Source organism: Dryocola boscaweniae (genome assembly GCF_025215095.1).
Classification (GTDB): Bacteria; Pseudomonadota; Gammaproteobacteria; order Enterobacterales; family Enterobacteriaceae; genus Dryocola; species Dryocola boscaweniae.
This window is the reverse complement of record NZ_JALHAP010000064.1, coordinates 1-18254: the sequence shown is the minus strand read 5'-3', so window position 1 is coordinate 18254 and position 18254 is coordinate 1. Positions and strand designations below refer to the sequence as shown.

General features: G+C 52.6%; 14 protein-coding genes and 1 tRNA gene. 12 read left to right on the top strand and 3 right to left on the bottom strand.

The genetic code is table 11. The annotated features are described in order from the left end of the window. The first annotated feature begins 245 nt into the window (after positions 1–245). Positions 246–890: an HTH-type transcriptional regulator RutR gene (gene rutR / locus MUA00_RS00870; RefSeq protein WP_271124959.1), complete on the top strand. Its 645-nt coding sequence runs from the start codon at positions 246–248 to the stop codon at positions 888–890. Here rutR and MUA00_RS00865 read toward each other — a convergent pair. Together MUA00_RS00865 and putA are read right to left on the bottom strand one after the other, a co-directional pair. Then, the gene (locus tag MUA00_RS00865) at positions 887–1285 is read right to left on the bottom strand and encodes a lysozyme inhibitor LprI family protein (RefSeq protein ID WP_271125036.1); all 399 of its coding nucleotides are present in this window, start codon (positions 1283–1285) and stop codon (positions 887–889) included. The genes rutR and MUA00_RS00865 overlap by 4 nt on opposite strands. A 57-nt stretch (positions 1286–1342) precedes the next feature. Continuing rightward, positions 1343–5305, bottom strand: a complete 3963-nt coding sequence (gene putA / locus MUA00_RS00860) for a trifunctional transcriptional regulator/proline dehydrogenase/L-glutamate gamma-semialdehyde dehydrogenase (protein WP_271124958.1) — start codon at positions 5303–5305, stop codon at positions 1343–1345. A 437-nt stretch (positions 5306–5742) separates the two neighbouring features. Between putA and putP the strand changes: the two genes are divergently transcribed. The 11 genes from putP to chbG all read left to right on the top strand — a co-directional run bounded on the left by putP (position 5743) and on the right by chbG (position 17818). Then, complete coding sequence (gene putP, locus MUA00_RS00855; protein WP_271124957.1) at positions 5743–7251, top strand: sodium/proline symporter PutP; 1509 nt, start codon at positions 5743–5745, stop codon at positions 7249–7251. Between the two features lie 253 nt (positions 7252–7504). Continuing rightward, a complete protein-coding gene (efeU, locus tag MUA00_RS00850) occupies positions 7505–8338 on the top strand; it encodes an iron uptake transporter permease EfeU (RefSeq protein WP_271124956.1) in 834 nt (277 codons plus the stop codon). Between the two features lie 63 nt (positions 8339–8401). Continuing rightward, positions 8402–9526: an iron uptake system protein EfeO gene (gene efeO, locus MUA00_RS00845; RefSeq protein ID WP_271124955.1), complete on the top strand. Its 1125-nt coding sequence runs from the start codon at positions 8402–8404 to the stop codon at positions 9524–9526. Between the two features lie 5 nt (positions 9527–9531). Then, the gene (gene efeB, locus MUA00_RS00840) at positions 9532–10815 is read left to right on the top strand and encodes an iron uptake transporter deferrochelatase/peroxidase subunit (protein ID WP_271124954.1); all 1284 of its coding nucleotides are present in this window, start codon (positions 9532–9534) and stop codon (positions 10813–10815) included. 661 nt (positions 10816–11476) lie between these two features. Next, on the top strand, positions 11477–12265 hold the full coding sequence (gene phoH, locus MUA00_RS00835; RefSeq protein ID WP_271124953.1) for a phosphate starvation-inducible protein PhoH: 789 nt from the start codon (positions 11477–11479) through the stop codon (positions 12263–12265). 276 nt (positions 12266–12541) lie between these two features. Beyond that, positions 12542–12862, top strand: coding sequence for a PTS sugar transporter subunit IIB (locus tag MUA00_RS00830; protein WP_271124952.1), 321 nt, complete (start codon positions 12542–12544; stop codon positions 12860–12862). Between the two features lie 83 nt (positions 12863–12945). Next, positions 12946–14304, top strand: coding sequence for a PTS N,N'-diacetylchitobiose transporter subunit IIC (chbC, locus tag MUA00_RS00825; protein WP_271124951.1), 1359 nt, complete (start codon positions 12946–12948; stop codon positions 14302–14304). A gap of 65 nt (positions 14305–14369) precedes the next feature. Then, positions 14370–14714 (top strand): PTS N,N'-diacetylchitobiose transporter subunit IIA, encoded by a 345-nt coding sequence (gene chbA / locus MUA00_RS00820; RefSeq protein WP_271124950.1) that lies wholly within the window; start codon positions 14370–14372, stop codon positions 14712–14714. A 14-nt stretch (positions 14715–14728) separates the two neighbouring features. Beyond that, a complete protein-coding gene (chbR, locus tag MUA00_RS00815) occupies positions 14729–15565 on the top strand; it encodes a transcriptional regulator ChbR (protein WP_271124949.1) in 837 nt (278 codons plus the stop codon). Positions 15566–15666: 101 nt separating this feature from the next. Continuing rightward, a complete protein-coding gene (locus tag MUA00_RS00810) occupies positions 15667–17010 on the top strand; it encodes a 6-phospho-beta-glucosidase (protein WP_271124948.1) in 1344 nt (447 codons plus the stop codon). A 46-nt stretch (positions 17011–17056) separates the two neighbouring features. Next, entirely contained in the window at positions 17057–17818 is a 762-nt protein-coding gene (gene chbG / locus MUA00_RS00805; protein WP_271124947.1) for a chitin disaccharide deacetylase, read from the top strand. 124 nt (positions 17819–17942) lie between these two features. On the opposite strand, the gene MUA00_RS00800 is transcribed toward chbG, so the two are convergent. Continuing rightward, a tRNA-Ser gene (locus MUA00_RS00800) sits at positions 17943–18030 on the bottom strand. Positions 18031–18254: the final 224 nt, after the last annotated feature.

Sequence of the window (18254 nt, the reverse complement as noted above, 5' to 3'; positions counted from 1 at the left end):
CACGGACCTCTCACTGGTTGGGAAGCTAGTCACCGGAGATAATGCAAAGGCGATGCCAGAGTGATAAAAGATAGTGTTATCAATATGTTGATTAGTTGTTTAAAATTGACGCATAAAAAAATGGACTGTTTGGTCAAAAAGAATGCACGAAAATTAAGCATCCCTGCGCGCTAAGAGTGCAAAGTAGTCGTGGGGCGGATGCGGCTTTGCTATGCTTGAGGCACATCGCACCAGGAAGAGCTCACATGGCGGAAGGCGCAGCACAAACCAAACAAATCGGGCGGCGAACGCTTGCCGTAGCGGCTAAAAAGCAGGCTATCCTGGCGGCGGGCCTGGAGTTTTTCTCCCAGTACGGCATTCACGGCACAAGCCTTGATAAGGTGGCGGAGCGCGCCGAGGTGTCCAAAACCAATCTCCTCTATTATTACCCTTCAAAAGAAGCGCTTTATATTGCCGTGCTCAAGCAGATTCTTGATATCTGGCTTGCGCCGCTGCGCGCGTTTCGTGAGGATCTGGAGCCGCTGGTGGCCATCAGCGAGTACATCCGCCTTAAGCTTGAAGTGTCGCGGGATCACCCGCAGGCTTCCCGGTTGTTTTGTCTTGAAATGCTGCAGGGCGCGCCGCTTTTAAAAGAAGAGCTAACCGGGGATTTGAAAACGCTGGTGGAGGAGAAATCGGCGATCGTTGCCGGTTGGGTGGCAAGCGGCAAGCTGGCGGCGGTGGACCCGCATCATCTGATCTTTATGCTGTGGGCGACCACGCAGCATTACGCGGATTTCGCAAGCCAGGTTGAGGCGGTGACGGGCAGTAATTTAAGTGATGAAGATTTTTTCCGCCGCACGGTGGAAAACGTGCAGCGGATGATTATCGAAGGGATCCGGGTGCGCTAATTCTGCTGCGGTGGTAACGGGCAGCTCAAATCACCTTCTTCACACTGGGTGAGCGATTCCAGAAAAGCGGTACGTTCTTTCGTGCGGTCTGAGAGACAAATACTGTAGATCATCGGCCCGATTGTGCCGCCTTCGCTGCCGGAGCTGACAAATTTACAGTCGGCATCGCGTACTTTTATCCATGCCAGTTGAGCCTGCTTGAGCAAATTTTGCTGTTCCGGCGTGGCAAGATTCAGCACTTTTTTATAGGTCTGGTTAAGAAGCTGGTCGTCTTTTTTGTACTGCGCGTCATAGCATTCATTGCTTTCAATCTGCGTATTTGCTTTTTCGCATTCATTTGCAAAGGCTGTAGCGCTTAACAGCAGGCTTGCCAGTAACAGGCTCACGCGTTTCATCATTATTCCTCAATTAAAAAAGGCTCCAGAGAGGAGCCTTTCAAGCGTAGCGAAGCCTTAGCCAATTGTCATCAGGCTGGCGTTGCCCCCGGCCGCCGCGGTGTTCACGCTTAGTGAACGTTCCACATACAGACGCTCAAGCAGCAGGTTGTTTTCCTCGCGAGCAAAGCCCTGCACCGAGACAATTGCGCCCTCGCGTGCGGCAACTTTTTCGCACAGTTCACGCAACTGATCTGAATCGCCATGATAGATCACCGCGTCAAACTGCTGGCCGAGCAGCGCTTCTGGTTGCGCAAAATCAATCTTCTGCTGCACCTGAGAAGGTAACTGCTTCGCCAGATCGCGATGCAGTTTGTCATCGGCCCAAAGCGCGCGACTGCCCACGCTTGTTACCGCCGCCAACTGCACCAGCGCATCCCGTTCGTTATCCGCCACGCACAGCACTCGCTCGCGCGGCATCAGCGCGTAAGTATTACGCTCGCCGGTTGGGCCCGGCAGTTGGCGCAGCGTACCGCTTTGCGCCTGCGTAGCGAAACGTTCGCAAACAGTCTGGATATCACCACGGCTTGCAGCCCACTGGGTTAACGCCTGATGCGCTTCCTGCAGGCTGGCTTTTAACGTGGTATCGACAGGCAATTCTGCATCCTGACGGGTAAAGGTTTTCTGTAACGCGCCTTCCGGACGGTTAGCCAGCAGGCGGTAGAGGTAGAGCGGGCCGCCGGCCTTCGGACCCGTGCCGGAGAGACCTTCGCCGCCGAACGGCTGCACGCCCACAACCGCGCCCACCATATTGCGGTTCACGTACATGTTGCCGACGTGGGCAGAACCGGTCACCTGAGCGATGGTTTCATCGATACGGGTATGTACGCCGAGCGTCAGGCCGTAACCTGCCGCGTTAATTTGCTCAATCAGCGCTTCAAGGTTGTTACGGTTGTAGCGCACAACGTGCAGCACCGGCCCGAAGACCTCTTTTTGCATCTCGTCGAAGCTTTCCAGCTCAATAAGCGTTGGCGCAACGAAAGTGCCGCTTTGCCACTCTTTCATATCCTGAGCGTTTTCACGCGCGGCCTGGAAGATTTTGCGCCCTTTGGCGCGCATCGCCTGAATATGCCCGTCGATGTTTTCTTTCGCCTCGGCGTCGATCACCGGGCCGATATCCGTTGTCAGTCGGCCAGGATTGCCCATGCGACATTCCGCCATCGCGCCGCGCAGCATTTGCAGCGTGTGCTCGGCTACGTCTTCCTGAATGCACAGCACGCGCAGGGCGGAACAACGTTGTCCGGCGCTGTCGAATGCGGAGGCGACCACGTCGACCACCACCTGTTCCGTCAGGGCTGAAGAATCAACGATCATCGCGTTCAGACCGCCGGTTTCGGCAATCAGCGGCGTCGGGCGGCCCTGCGGATCCAGACGGTCGGCAATGTTGCGTTGCAGAAGCGTCGCCACATCCGTCGAACCGGTAAACATCACGCCGCGCACGCGGGCATCGCCGGTTAGCCGGGCGCCAACCGTTTCACCGCGGCCGGGCAACAGTTGCAATACGCCCGCAGGCACACCGGCCTCAAGCAAAATCGCCACGCCCTGAGCGGCAATCAGCGGGGTTTGTTCCGCAGGTTTTGCCAGCACGCTGTTACCTGCGGCGAGAGCTGCCGCAATCTGGCCGGTGAAGATCGCAAGCGGGAAGTTCCACGGGCTGATGCACACTACCGGGCCAAGAGGGCGGTGCGTTTCATTATCAAAATCATGCCGCACCTGGCCTGCGTAGTAATGCAGGAAATCAACGGCTTCGCGCACTTCGGCGATAGCGTTGCTGAAGGTTTTTCCGGCTTCGCGAACCAGAATGCCGATCAGTTGCTGCATCTGGCCTTCCATGATAACCGCGGCGCGTTCAAGGATCAGGGCGCGTTCCTGCGGCGGAGTCGCAAACCAGATCGGCGCGTTGTTTACCGCGCTTTCCAGCGCAAGCGAAACTTCTTCGTCTGTGGCCTCACGCGTGAAACCTACGATGTCGTTCGGCTCGGCCGGGTTCTTAACTTCCACCAGCTCGCCCGGGTTAACGGCTTCTTCAAGGATCGGTAACGCCTGCCATTTCTGAGCTGCGCTGTTAAGCAGGGCGGAGGAGAGCGAGGCAAGACGATGTTCATTCGCCAGATCCAGCCCGCTGGAGTTGCTGCGGTCTGCGCCATACAGATCCTTCGGCAGCGCAATTTTCGGGTGCGGCAGGCCAAGCTGGCCCTCTTTGCCGGCAAGCGCTTCTGTGGCGGTTACCGGGTCGGCGACCAGCTCATCGAGCGGCAGCGTGCTGTCCGCGATACGGTTAACGAATGAGGTATTCGCCCCGTTTTCCAGGAGACGACGCACCAGGTAGGCCAGCAGCGTTTCGTGCGTGCCAACCGGCGCATAAATACGGCATGGACGGTTCAGCTTGCCGTCGGCAATTTTGCCTACCACCCGATCGTAGAGCGGCTCGCCCATGCCGTGCAGGCACTGGAATTCGTACTGGCCCGGGTAGTAGTTCTGCCCGGCGAGGTTATAAATTGCCGCAAGCGTATGAGCGTTGTGGGTGGCGAACTGCGGATAAATCAGGTTCGGCACCGTGAGTAATTTTTTCGCGCAGGCAAGATAGGAGATATCGGTGTAAACCTTGCGGGTGTAAACCGGGTAGCCTTCCAGGCCTTCCATCTGGGCGCGTTTAATTTCGCTGTCCCAGTACGCGCCTTTCACCAGGCGAATCATCAGGCGGCGCTGGCTGCGGGTCGCGAGATCTATCAGATAGTCAATAACGAACGGGCAGCGTTTCTGGTAGGCCTGAATAACAAAGCCAATGCCGTTCCAGCCCGCAAGCTCCGGCTCGAAGCAAAGTTTCTCAAGCAGGTCGAGAGAGATTTCAAGGCGATCGGCTTCTTCGGCGTCGATATTAATCCCCACGTCATACTGGCGAGCCAGCAGCGTCAGGGATTTCAGGCGCGGGTAAAGCTCTTCCATTACGCGATCGTACTGCGCGCGGCTGTAGCGCGGATGCAAAGCGGAAAGCTTAATCGAAATACCCGGACCTTCGTAAATACCGCGTCCGTTAGAGGCTTTGCCAATAGCGTGAATGGCCTGCTGATAAGAAACCATGTAGGCCTGCGCGTCGGCGGCGGTAAGCGCGGCTTCGCCGAGCATATCGTAGGAGTAACGGAAACCTTTTTCTTCGAGCTTACGCGCGTTAGCCAGCGCTTCGGCGATGGTTTCGCCGGTGACAAACTGTTCGCCCATCAGACGCATCGCCATATCCACGCCTTTGCGGATCAGCGGCTCGCCGCTCTTGCTGATAATGCGGTTAAGCGAGTGGGAAAGGCTGGTTTCGTTGTGCGTGGACACCAGACGCCCGGTAAACAGTAATCCCCAGGTTGCGGCATTTACAAACAGTGACGGGCTGCGACCGATGTGGGAATGCCAGTTGCCGTTGCTGATTTTGTCGCGGATTAACGCATCGCGGGTGGCTTTATCCGGGATGCGCAGCAGGGCTTCCGCCAGGCACATCAGCGCCACGCCTTCCTGCGAGGAAAGGGAGAATTCCTGCAGTAAACCTTGTACCATGCCCGCCCGGCCAGAAGCGCTCTTTTGATTGCGCAGCTTTTCGGCCAGTTGGTATGCGAGTTTGTGGGTTTGCTCGGCAAGAGGCTGCGGCAGGCGCGCTTGTTCAAGGATCATGGGAACGGCGTCGGTTTCCGGACGGCGCCAGGCTGCGGTAATAGCGGCACGGCTAACGGACTGCGGCAGAATTTGTTCGGCAAAGTCGAGGAAAGGCTGATGCGTTTCTTCTACGGCCGGCGCGGACTCTTCGTTTTCGTTAGCGGCGCCCGCAAGCAACGCAGGTAATTCTGGCAGTTCGTCGTTATTTTCCAGGCGTTCAAGATAGTTAAAAATCGCCTGTTTAATTAGCCAGTGCGGCGTGCGGTCAATACGTGAAGCGGCGTGCTTAATTCGCTCGCGAGTCGCTTCGTCGAGTTTAACGCCCATGGTGGTGGTGCCCATGCCAAAGACTCCCTTGTGCAAGATTTAAAATGAGTGACAGCAAAAAGTTACCCGGCAATATCTACCATGTTGCAACTTTGTGCAACCGTGTTAAATGTGAGCCAGATAACAGGCCGGGAAAAGAGTCAATTTGTTAAATTTAAAATAAGAAAGCGATCTGGCTAATTAATTGCAGACTGGGGGAATTTACGGACATAGTTAACACTTTCGTAAGGTGCAACCTCGAAAAGCGTGAGCAAGTGCAACCTCCGTGAAAAAGGTATTTTTTGTGGGGTGAATTTCTTGTGAATGCCGTGTTAAATCGTTTGTGAATAAAACTAGCTTCCTGCAGGATACGGTCGCGAACTGACACCACAACAAGCCGCACTGCGTTCCGGTGAGGCGATAACGGTTTATTTCATATAAAAAAAAACCGGTAAACAATCTGGAGAACTTGCATGACCATGAGTACACCAATGCTGGTGACTTTCCTTGTTTATATCTTTGGCATGATATTGATAGGGTTTATCGCCTGGCGCTCAACCAAAAACTTCGATGACTATATTCTCGGCGGCCGCAGTCTGGGGAGCCTGGTCACGGCGTTATCCGCCGGTGCTTCTGATATGAGCGGCTGGTTATTAATGGGCTTACCCGGTGCGATATTTATTTCCGGCATTTCCGAAAGCTGGATTGCGATTGGTTTAACCGTTGGCGCTTATATTAACTGGAAACTGGTCGCCGGCCGTTTGCGTGTTCATACCGAGGTGAACAATAACGCCTTAACGCTGCCGGATTATTTCACCGGCCGTTTTGAAGATAAAAGCCGTCTGCTGCGTATTATCTCGGCGGTGGTCATTCTGCTGTTCTTCACCATTTATTGCGCATCCGGCATTGTGGCGGGGGCTCGTCTGTTCGAAAGCACTTTCGGCATGAGCTATGAAACCGCGCTGTGGGCGGGTGCTGCTGCAACCATCCTTTATACTTTTGTCGGCGGGTTCCTGGCCGTAAGCTGGACCGATACCGTGCAGGCAAGCCTGATGATTTTCGCGCTGATCCTCACGCCGGTCATGGTGATCATGGCCGTTGGCGGCCTGGATGACTCCCTGCTGGTTATCAAACAGAAAAGCATCGAAAACGTCGATATGCTCAAGGGTCTTAACTTTGTCGCTATCATTTCGCTGATGGGCTGGGGCCTTGGCTACTTCGGTCAGCCGCATATTCTGGCGCGTTTTATGGCGGCGGATTCTCACCATACCATCGTCAATGCGCGTCGCATCAGTATGACCTGGATGATCCTCTGCCTGGCAGGGGCGTGCGCGGTTGGTTTCTTCGGGATCGCGTACTTCTCTAATAACCCGGCGCAGGCTGGGGCGGTTACCCAGAACGGTGAGCGTGTGTTTATCGAACTGGCGCAGATTCTGTTTAACCCATGGGTTGCCGGCGTACTGCTTTCCGCCATTCTGGCGGCGGTGATGTCGACGCTGAGCTGTCAATTGCTGGTTTGCTCCAGCGCGATAACCGAAGATTTGTACAAGGCCTTCTTCCGTAAAGGCGCCGGTCAGAAAGAGCTGGTTTGGGTAGGGCGCTTTATGGTGCTGGCGGTGGCGCTGGTGGCCATTGCTCTGGCCGCTAATCCGGAAAACCGCGTGCTGGGCCTGGTGAGCTATGCGTGGGCGGGCTTTGGCGCGGCGTTTGGCCCGGTTGTGCTGTTCTCTGTGATGTGGTCTCGTATGACCCGTAACGGCGCGCTTGCCGGTATGGTTATTGGAGCGGTGACGGTCATCGTCTGGAAACAGTTCGCGTGGCTGGGCCTGTACGAAATCATCCCAGGATTCGTCTTCGCCAGCATCGGAATTGTGGTGGTTAGCCTGGCAGGTAAAGCGCCATCCCCGGAGATGAGCAAGCGTTTTGCGGATGCGGACGAGATCTACAACACGCCAGCACCTTCTAAGTTGCAGGCTGAATAAAGAGCAAGGGTAACCCGAGATACCCGGGGCGGCCCTGAAGTGAGGCGTCCCTCCGGGAACCTGACCCCGGGTTTCCCCTAATCACGGGCAAATATGTTTTCTGTAAGGCCGGTTTCCCCGGCCTTTTTTACATCCCGATATAAATAACTAAACAATCCTCTTGTGTTTCTTTTTACGGTAATGATAATCACTATCGTTCTGGTTTACTTTTCTTTACGTCGGTTGACCTGATTTCACAATTGAGGTGTCAGGAATGTTTGTTCCGTTTCTCATCATGTTACGCGAAGGCCTGGAAGCAGCGCTGATTGTCAGCCTGATTGCCAGCTACTTAAAGCGCACCCAGCGCGGTCAATGGATTGGCGTAATGTGGATTGGTGTGGTGGCAGCCGCCGCGCTTTGTCTGGCGCTTGGGATTTTCATCAACGAAACCACCGGCGAGTTTCCGCAAAAAGAACAGGAGCTGTTTGAAGGCATCGTGGCGGTTATCGCCGTGGTGATCCTCACCTGGATGGTGTTCTGGATGCGCAAAGTCTCACGCAACGTGAAAGTTCAGCTTGAGCAGGCGGTAGATAACGCCCTGCACAGCAAAGGTAGCCACGGCTGGGCATTGATTCTGATGGTCTTTTTCGCGGTGGCGCGCGAAGGACTTGAGTCGGTGTTCTTCCTGCTCGCCGCCTTCCAGCAGGACGTAGGGATGATGCCGCCGCTCGGCGCCATGCTTGGCCTGGCAACCGCCATCGTGCTTGGCTTCCTGATTTACTGGGGCGGAATTCGTTTGAACCTGGGCGCCTTCTTCAAATGGACGAGCCTGTTTATTTTGCTCGTAGCGGCAGGCCTTGCCGCAGGGGCGATTCGCGCCTTTCACGAAGCGGGGCTGTGGAACCACTTCCAGGATATTGCGTTTGACCTGAGCAACGTGCTTTCCACGCATTCCCTCACCGGAACGCTGCTGGAAGGGATCTTCGGCTACCAGGAAGCGCCAACCGTCAGCGAAGTGGCGATGTACTTTATCTATCTGGTTCCGGCTCTGGTGCTGTTCGCCATACCACCGCGCCTGAACAATCAGGCGACAAATAGCGTTCGTTAATCTGCTTGTGGCGGGGATACTGCCACTTAGTTACAACATACTAATGTTTGAAAGGGATTGGCCATGACTACACATTTTCGTCGTAAGGCTTTGCACGTTGCGCTGTTTGCGCTTGTCTCCTGCGCGTTTGCGGCGCAGGCCGCGGATGTTCCCCAGGTAAAAGTCACCGTCACCGACAAGCAGTGTGAGCCGATGAACATTACGGTAAACGCGGGTAAGACGCAGTTCATCATTCAGAACAACAGCCAAAAAGCGCTGGAGTGGGAGATTCTCAAGGGCGTAATGGTGGTTGAAGAGCGTGAAAATATCGCGCCGGGTTTCACTCAGAAAATGACGGCTAATCTGCAGGCGGGTGAATACGACATGACCTGCGGCCTGCTTAGCAATCCGAAAGGCAAGCTGGTAGTGAAAGCCTCCGGCGAGCAGGCGGCGCCGAAGAACGATCTGATGGCGCTGACCGGGCCGATTACCGAATACAAAGCTTACGTAACGGCTGAAGTAGCCGAGCTGGTTAAAGGTACCAAAGCCTTTACCGATGCGGTAAAAGCCGGGGATATCGAAAAAGCGAAGTCGCTGTACGCGCCGACTCGTCAGCACTATGAGCGCATCGAACCTATTGCTGAGCTGTTCTCCGACCTGGACGGCAGCATCGATGCCCGTGAAGACGATTACGAGCAGAAAGCAAACGATCCGAAATTCACCGGTTTCCACCGCCTGGAGAAAGCGCTGTTTGGCGACAACACCACTAAAGGCATGGAAAAATACGCCGAGCAGCTAAACACCGACGTACTGGATCTGCAAACGCGCATCTCTGAGCTGGCCTTCCCGCCCAGCAAAGTTGTCGGCGGCGCAGCAGGGCTGATTGAAGAAGTTGCAGCCAGTAAAATCAGCGGTGAAGAAGACCGTTACAGCCATACGGACCTGTGGGACTTCCAGGCAAACGTCGATGGCGCGCAGAAAATCGTTAACCTGCTTCGTCCGTTGTTGAGCAAAGAGAATGCGCCTTTACTGGCAAAAGTTGATGCCAACTTTAAAAAAGTGGACACCATCCTCGCGAAATACCGTACTAAAGACGGCTATGAAACCTATGACAAACTGACCGAAGCTGACCGCAACGCCCTGAAAGGGCCGGTGACTGCGCTGGCAGAAGATCTGTCGCAGTTGCGTGGTGTGCTGGGTCTGGACTAAGTACTATGCAAGAGAAAACCAAATCAGGCGTGCATCAACCTGCACGCCGTCAATTACTGAAAACGCTGGGCGCCCTCGGGGGCGCCTTTGCCGTTACTGGCGGCTGCCCGGTTGCTCATGCGGCAAAATCGGAAACCTCGCCGGGCACGCTTCCTCCCGATGCGCGCATGGAAAAGCAGCCGTTCTACGGGCTGCATCAGCCGGGCATTCTCACGCCGCAGCAGGCATCGATGATGCTGGTGGCCTTTGACGTGCTGGCTTCCGATAAAGCCGATCTTGAACGGCTGTTTCGTCTGTTGACGGCGCGTTTCGACTTTCTCACGACCGGCGGCGCGGCGCCGGAAACGCCGAACCCGCGGATGCCGCCGATGGATTCCGGCATTCTCGGCGCGGAGATTTTCCCTGATAACCTGACCATCACTCTGTCGGCAGGCGTCACGCTGTTTGACGAGCGTTTTGGTCTGCAGGAGCAGAAGCCGAAAAAGCTGCAAAAAATGGAGCGTTTTGCTAACGATTCCCTTGACGCCAGCCTGTGCCACGGGGATTTGCTGTTGCAGATTTGCGCCAATACCGCCGATACGGTTATTCACGCCCTGCGTGACATCATCAAGCACACGCCGGATCTGTTAAGCGTGCGCTGGAAACGCGAAGGTTTTATTTCGAATCATGCTGCGCGCAGCCGCGGCAAGGAAACGCCGATCAACCTGCTTGGGTTTAAAGATGGCACCGCCAACCCGGACAGCAGCAATGTCGGGCTTATGAATGATGTCGTGTGGGTGACAAAAGAGCAGGGCGAACCGGCGTGGAGCGTTGGCGGCAGCTATCAGGCGATTCGCATCATTCAGTTCCACGTGGAATTCTGGGATCGTACCCCGCTTAAAGAGCAGCAAACGATTTTTGGCCGCGAGAAGCACAGCGGTGCTCCGCTGGGCATGAAAAACGAGCACGATGAGCCTGACTACGCCGCCGATCCCGATGGCAACGTGATTGCGCTGGATGCTCATATCCGTCTGGCCAACCCGCGTACTAAAGAAACCCAGTCGAACCTGATGATGCGTCGTGGTTATAGCTATTCGCTGGGCGTAACTAAATCCGGGCAACTGGATATGGGCCTGCTGTTCGTTTGCTACCAGCACGACCTTGAGAAAGGTTTTCTCGCCGTACAAAAACGCCTTAACGGGGAAGCGCTGGAGGAGTATGTGAAGCCAATCGGCGGCGGATATTTCTTCGCATTGCCGGGCGCGGTGGATAAGCAACGCTATCTGGGGCAGGGGCTGATCGAGGCCTGAAACGGATATCCGCTACAGAAAATGCGGCATCGTTCGGTTTTGTAGGGTGGATAAGCGAATGCGCTATCCACCGGATTCGTCGGGTGACGTTGACGCTTACCCGCCCTACGAAGTGCTGCGCCGCTCGTTAAATAATATCCTTCCTCCGCTAATTTTTCATTTGCTAACAATTAGAGAGAAAAGTCATACATCAGTATTCCTTATGAGCATCCCGTTGATATAAAAATGTAATATTAGTGTGACATAACGTTTTTAGTCACCGAACGAAACGTAAATGTTGATTTAAAGTAAAATCCATGTTGCATTTTAGATAATTTTTGATGTACTTAAAGCACGAGCGGTAGTTCCCGGCTGTGAAGTTCAATCACAATGGAGATCGCGAATGGTAGGGTCCTGTACTGGACGGCTCAAAAAACATCTTACCCGCACAAACCAGCGCGGAGGCATATCCTCCGGCTTCGCTATCTTCACCGCTAAATTTCCTGATACCACAACACCTCAACGTGTCAACGTTGCGCTAAGCGGCGTTTGTCGCCTGACTGGCGCATCATCTCAACCGGCAGTTCATGGCTTACAAGGAAGCCAAACCTCATCCGTTAGTAAGCATAATCGCGTCCAACCTTGTGACGCGGGGAATGAAACCAACTGTAAGGTGCCATCCATGGGAAGACAGAAAGCAGTGATCAAAGCTCGTCGTGAAGCAAAACGTGTGCTGAGACGAGATTCGCGGAGCCATCGGCAACGGGAAGAGGAATCGGTCACCACGCTTGTGCAGATGAGCGGCGTAGAATCTATTGGTATGGCGAGGGATTGCCGCGACAACTCACCAATAGCTGCGCGAAACGAAGCTCAGGAGCACTATCTTAACGCCATAGAGAAAAAGCAGTTGATATTCGCCACCGGGGAAGCGGGGTGCGGTAAAACCTGGATCAGCGCGGCGAAAGCCGCTGAGGCCCTGATACATAAGGATGTCGACAGGATAATTGTTACCCGTCCGGTCCTGCAAGCTGACGAAGATCTCGGCTTCTTGCCCGGTGATATTTCGGAAAAGTTCGCGCCGTATTTCCGCCCTGTGTATGACATCCTGGTGCGACGACTGGGTTCGTCTTTTATGCAGTACTGCCTGCGGCCCGAAATCGGTAAAGTGGAAATTGCGCCGTTCGCCTATATGCGCGGACGCACTTTTGAAAATGCGGTAGTGATTCTTGATGAGGCGCAGAATGTTACCGCAGCGCAGATGAAAATGTTCCTGACGCGCCTTGGGGAAAACGTGACGGTTATCGTAAACGGCGACATTACGCAGTGTGATTTGCCTGCGGGCGTGCAGTCTGGTTTAAGCGATGCGCTGGCGCGTTTCGAAGAAGATGAAATGGTTGGTGTGGTGCGTTTTGGCAAACAGGATTGTGTTCGTTCGGCCCTTTGCCAGCGGACGTTAAACGCTTACGACTGATTCCTGGTGTAAATAATTTTAAAAGCCCAAACCTTGTTTGGGCTTTTTTCTTTGCGCGAATTATTTGCCCGAAATGTGAAGGGGGTCATAAGGCTTGGTCAAGGAGAGACAATTTTGCCTGCTTCAGAATTATCTCCGCCTAATGTCATGCCGTATACTCGTTTCAGACAAAGACAAGCAGTACTTTTTTATTTTTCGGCTATTGGCCCGTCAACACATCAGACAAAAAGGACCTTTGTCTAACCTGAAGCCTATCTGGAATATGAGGATTTCGTTATGGAAAAGAAAGTCATCTACCTGTTTTGTTCCGCTGGAATGTCCACATCGCTGCTGGTTTCTAAAATGAAAGCCCAGGCTGCGAAATATGAAGTTCCGGTCATTATTGAAGCATTTCCTGAAACCCTGGCGGGCGAAAAGGGCGGCGTGGCGGATCTTATTTTGCTCGGGCCACAAATTGCCTACATGCTGCCAGAGATTCAAAAAATATTACCAGGCAAGCCGGTGGAAGTGATTGATTCCGCCATGTACGGCAAAATTGATGGGCTGGGCGTGCTAAAAGCGGCCGTTGCGTCGATCAAAAAAGCAGCAAACAGTTAATTTTAATTATTGTTTTATTTTTCCGTCAAAGAACGACCTTACACACCCTGGCCGCCCACTGGCGGCATTAAAGGAAAATGCAAATGAGTAAAGTCATTGATTCACTTGAAAAGGTACTCCTTCCTTTTGCCGTCAAAATAGGAAAGCAGCCGCACGTTAACGCAATTAAAAATGGTTTTATCAAGTTAATGCCGTTAACCCTGACGGGGGCAATGTTTGTTCTTATCAATAACGTATTTTTAAGTTTTGGCGCAGGATCTTTCTTTTATTCATTAGGTATTCGTTTAGATCCCTCGACCATTGAAACCCTGAATGGGCTAAAAGCTATCGGCGGCAATGTGTACAACGGTACGTTGGGCATTATGTCTCTGATGGCTCCCTTTTTTATCGGGATGGCTTTGGCCGAAGAGCGTAAAGTTGATTCGCTCGCCGCAGGTTTATTATCCGTTGCCGCTTTTATGACCGTCACGCCTTATAGCGTAGGCGAAGCTTATGCCGTAGGCGCTAATTGGTTAGGCGGCGCAAATATTATCTCAGGTATTATTATCGGCTTAGTCGTCGCTGAAATGTTCACGTTTGTTATCAGACGAAACTGGGTCATTACTTTACCTGACAGCGTTCCTGCTTCGGTATCACGCTCCTTCTCTGCGTTAATTCCAGGCTTTATTATTTTGTCTATCTTCGGGATTATTTCCTGGGCGCTGGCGTCATTTGGCAGCAACTTCCACCAGATTATTATGGACTCTATCTCAACGCCGCTTGCGTCGATGGGGGCGGTAGTGGGTTGGGCGTACGTAATCTTCACCTCTTTACTGTGGTTCTTCGGCGTGCACGGTTCGCTGGCGTTAGCGGCGCTGGACAGCGGCATCATGACCCCGTGGGCGTTAGAAAACGTAGCCATCTTCACGCAGTACGGCTCCGTGGATGCGGCGCTTGAAGCCGGTAAGACGTTCCATGTCTGGGCGAAACCAATGCTTGATTCGTACATCTTCCTCGGCGGCACCGGCGCAACGCTTGGCTTAATCATCGCTATTTTTATTGGTTCACGCCGTGCCGATCATCGACAAGTGGCAAAACTGGCGCTGCCTTCCGGCATCTTCCAGATTAACGAACCTATTCTGTTCGGCCTGCCAATTATCATGAACCCGGTGATGTTCATCCCGTTCGTGCTGATTCAACCGATTCTGGCCGCGATTACGCTTGTGGCTTACTACCTGGGCATTATCCCGCCGATTACCAACATCGCACCGTGGACAATGCCTACCGGCCTTGGCGCCTTCTTTAACACCAACGGCAGCATTGCCGCACTGCTGCTGGCCCTGTTCAACCTGGGCATTGCAACGCTGGTCTATCTGCCTTTCGTTGCCATCTCCAACAAGGCGCAGAGCGTCATTGAAGAAGAAGAAACCGAAGAAGATATTGCTAACGCACTGAAATTCTAATCTGCAAGGCTGCCGGGGAGAGAACAGTCTCTCCGGCGCTAACTGCTTAATGACAGGAGATAAGGATGTTTGATTTAGACAACGTTGTCGAAACACAAGAAGCGCAGGACCTTGAAGAAGTGGTAATGGGGCTGATCATTAACTCAGGACAGGCCCGCAGCCTGGCGTATGCCGCGCTGAAAAAGGCGAAAGAAGGTGATTTTGAACAGGCCCACGACCTGATGTCCAAATCTCGTTTAGCGCTAAATGAAGCACATCTGGTGCAAACCAAACTGATTGAAGGCGACCAGGGCGAAGGCAAAACCAAAGTCAGTCTGGTACTGGTACACGCGCAGGACCACCTGATGACCTCGATGCTTGCACGAGAACTCGTGACAGAACTCATTGAGCTACACGAAAAAATAAAATAACGTAGGAAGCCATAATGCAGCCACCGGTATTGAGCATGGAAATCAAGACAGCACGAGAAAATCAACTCTTCGATGGTCAAAATTTCCACGTTTTTATCTACAACAAAGTAGAAAGTATTTCCGGGCTGCATGAGCATGATTACTACGAATTTACCGTGGTACTTACCGGGCGGTATTATCAGGATATTAACGGTAAACGTGTGCTGTTAGAACGCGGAGATTTTGTTTTTATACCTCTGGGTTCCCATCATCAAAGTTTTTATGAATTTGGCGCTACCCGAATATTAAATGTAGGTATCAGCAAAGCTTTTTTTGAACAGCACTATTTACCTTTGCTACCGCAGCGCTTTGTCGCATCACAGGTGTATCAAATCAAAAATGAGTTTATGGCTTATATTGAATCTGTGATTGCCTCGCTGAATTTCAGAAATGGTGAATTTAACGAATTTCTTGAAGTGGTGACTTTTTATATCGTCAACCGGCTGCGCCACCATCGGGAATCAGAAGTGATAACGGATATCCCGGTCTGGCTAAAGGTTACCGTGGAAAAGATGCACGATAAAGCTCGTTTTGGCGACAAAGCGTTGTCTAATATGGTGGCGTTGTCCGGCAAGTCGCAGGAGTATTTAACCCGCGCAACGCAGCGTCACTATGGGAAAACGCCCATGCAAATCATCAATGAAATACGTATTGATTTTGCCAAAAAACAGTTGGAAATCACTAACTATTCGGTCACGGATATTGCTTTTGAGTCAGGATACAGCAGCCCGAGTATGTTTATTAAGAACTTTAAAAAGTTAACTTCATTCACACCGAAACATTACAGAAAACAATTGTGTAGCATCAATTAGCCTGTATGTGAATGAATGTGGATTTTACAAATTAATCTCCACTCATTCATTTATATCGCTGTCTTTAATTTGCAGTGCAATGAGATTGTACGGGAGTTCCTATGAGCAAAAAACTGAAGGTCGTCACCATCGGTGGCGGAAGTAGCTATACCCCAGAATTACTCGAAGGCTTTATTAAACGTTATGATGAATTGCCTGTAACGGAATTATGGCTGGTAGACGTTGAAGCCGGTAAAGAGAAGCAGGATATTATTTTCGATCTCTGCCTGCGGATGGTTGAGCGTGCAGGCGTGCCGATTACGCTCTACAAAACGCTGGATCGCCGCGAAGCTTTGGTTGACGCGGATTTCGTCACCACTCAACTGCGAGTGGGCCAGTTAAAAGCGCGTGAGCTTGATGAGCGTATTCCTCTGAGCCACGGCTATCTGGGCCAGGAAACCAACGGGGCGGGCGGGTTGTTCAAAGGGCTGCGCACCATTCCGGTGATTTTCGACATCATCAAAGATGTGGAAGAGATTTGCCCGAACGCCTGGGTGATAAACTTCACCAATCCAGCCGGCATGGTGACCGAGGCGGTATTCCGCCATACCAAATTTAAGAAATTCATCGGCGTGTGCAACATCCCGGTTGGCATGAAAATGTTCATCCAGGACGTGCTGAAGGTTCAGCCGCAGGACGACTTATCGATCGATCTTTTTGGTCTGAACCATATGGTGTTCATCAAAGATGTATTGGTTAACGGCGAGTCACGCTTTGCTGAACTGCTTGACGGCGTTGCCTCGGGCACGCTGAAGGCGAGCGGTGTGAAAAACATCTTCGATTTGCCGTTCAGCGAAGGGCTGCTGCGTTCACTGAATTTAATTCCGTGTTCCTATCTGCTTTATTACTTTAAGCCTAAAGAGATGCTGGCTATAGAAATGGGTGAATTCTATAAAGGCGGTGCGCGCGCAACCGTAGTGCAGAAAGTAGAGAAGCAGCTCTTCGAACTGTACAAAAATCCCGAACTGGACGTGAAACCAAAAGAGCTTGAGCTGCGCGGCGGGGCCTATTATTCAGACGCGGCCTGCGAAGTCATCAGCGCAATCTACAACGACAAGCAGACCGAGCATTACGTTAACTTCCCGCACAAAGGCCACATTGATAATATCCCGGCAGACTGGGCTATCGAGATGACCTGCACCATCGGCCGCGACGGGGCAACGCCGCATCCGCGTATCAAACACTTCGATGAAAAAGTCCTCGGCCTGATTTACACCATCAAAGGGTTTGAAATTGCCGCAAGTGAAGCCGCTTTAAGCGGCAAGCTTAACGATGTGCTGCTGGCGCTAAACCTGAGCCCGCTCATTCACTCCGATAAAGATGCGGAAAAACTTGCGCGCGATATGCTGCTGGCGCATGAGGCGTTGCTGCCTAATTTTGCACAGACGATTGCTGCTCTGAAATAACCCGCAGGCCTTCCTCTTTTGAGGAAGGCCTTTAAAAGGAGCGCTTATGGAAAGATTATTAATAGTTAACGCCGATGATTTTGGGCTGTGTAAGGCGCAAAACTACGGCATTATCGAGGCATTCAATAATGGCGTCGTGACGTCGACCACGGCGATGGTTAACGCGGCGGGCATTGAGCATGCGGCAGCGTTAAGCGCGACTCACCCAAAACTTGCCGTCGGCATGCATTTTGTACTGACGCTTGGGAAGCCGCTTTCTGCAATGCCGGGCCTGGTGCGTGAAAATGGCGAGCTGGGAAAATGGATTTGGGAAATGGCGGAAGCGGGCACGCTGCCGCTTGAAGAGATCCACCGGGAGTTAGCGTGCCAGTTTGCGCGCTTTATCGAACTCTTTGGCCGTCCGCCAACCCATATTGACAGCCACCATCATGTCCATATGATCCCGCAGATTTTTCCCTTCGTTGCAGCCTTTGCGGTGGAAAAAGACATAGCCATGCGCATTGACCGTGATGAGGTAAAAAAGGAAGAGCTTGAGTTGCGTGGGGCGCGCAGCACCCAGGGATTCGACAGCGGCTTCTATGGCGATGCCATTACACAAACGCTGTTCCTGGATACGCTGGATAACGCCATGGCGCGTGAGGAGCAGTCGCTTGAAGTCATGTGCCATCCTTCTTTTATCGATAACACCATTCTGGCGAGCAAATACTGCTATCCACGGCTGACCGAGCTCGACGTGCTGACGTCTTCATCCCTGAAGTATGCGATTGCAGAGCGCGGGTATCGTTTAGGATCTTTTAAAGATTTATAGCGGGATTTTTTTAAAGCAAAGAAAAGCCTGAATGCAGATTCAGGTTTTTTTATTGCTACAGCGTTGGCGCACGGATAACAGACGAAAAAAAAGCCCGCATTTGCATGCGAGCTCTTCTTAAATGTGGCGGTGAGAGAGGGGTTCGAACCCTCGATACGTTGCCGTATACACACTTTCCAGGCGTGCTCCTTCAGCCACTCGGACACCTCACCGTATTGTTTCTTGTCACCCACTTACGGGGGCAACGGGGCGCTACTATAGGGAGTCAGCCCCATTCGGTCAAGCGTAATTTTTACATTACGGCGTGTTCGGTTAAGCCTTGAGCGATAAGAGATTCAGAACGAAAAAAAGCCCGAACGTGAGTTCAGGCTTTCCTATGAAATATGGCGGTGAGGGAGGGATTGACTCGTCCGGAGGACTCGCCCTTCGGGCAGCG